The organism is Vibrio sp. 970 (genome assembly GCF_033339075.1).
Map to the genome: position 1 here is coordinate 1 of NZ_JAWOTW010000176.1, position 841 is coordinate 841.

Genomic DNA, 841 nt, shown 5'->3' on the forward strand with positions numbered 1-841 from the left:
CAGGATGCGACGTTAAAACAGCTAAACCAAGTCATACATCACTATTTGCTGCGTAACCACAAGGTGGGTTGGCAGACGTTGCTCGTCATTGATGAGGCTCAACATCTTGCTGCCGATGTACTTGAGCAACTGCGCTTGTTAACGAACTTAGAAACCGATACCAGAAAGCTGCTTAAAGTGCTGTTGGTAGGGCAGCCAGAGTTGCAACGCTTGTTACAGACTACGCAGTTGCGTCAGCTCGCACAGCGTATCACTGGCCGTTATCATCTGTTACCTCTTGATGAGAAAGAGACTGCGGATTACATCGCGTTTCGTTTGCACACGGCTGGTGGCGATCAGCAACTGTTTCATCGCAGTTCCAGTAAGTTGATTGCGAAGTATAGCCATGGCATTCCGCGTCTCATCAACCTGATTTGTGATAAAGCATTGAATATGAGTTATCACCAGGGCAGTGTCGTTGTCGATAAACAGACGGTGCAACAAGCCTGCGAAGAAGTCATGCAGTTTCAGGCGGACATTTACGAACAAGATAAACCGCGTCAGTCATTTACATGGCCAGCGTGGGTATCGGCTGCTATTGGTGTAATGGCAGCGGTTGGCGTCGGCTGGGCTGCAATAAATTACATGCCAGTGAAGCCTAAGGCTCCGATGTCGGAAGTCCCCGTTGCTGCGTCTTCGTCTACTCCTGCTCCTCTTATGGCAAGTGAGCAGCTAACTGATGCACAGCGCGATATGCTGTTGGCGCAGAAACAATCCAATCTTGCCGTGAATGATCTTTACCGCCTTTGGGGATATCGAGCATCAGTGCGCGATAATCTTTGCTTGTCTGAGCCTCAATCCA

At 49.3% G+C, this 841-nt stretch carries 1 protein-coding gene; it reads left to right on the forward strand.

What is annotated here, in order from left to right; translation table 11 throughout:
* The coding region (locus R7Q11_RS25515) for an ExeA family protein (protein ID WP_225466918.1) at positions 1 to 841 on the forward strand (841 nt) is incomplete at both ends.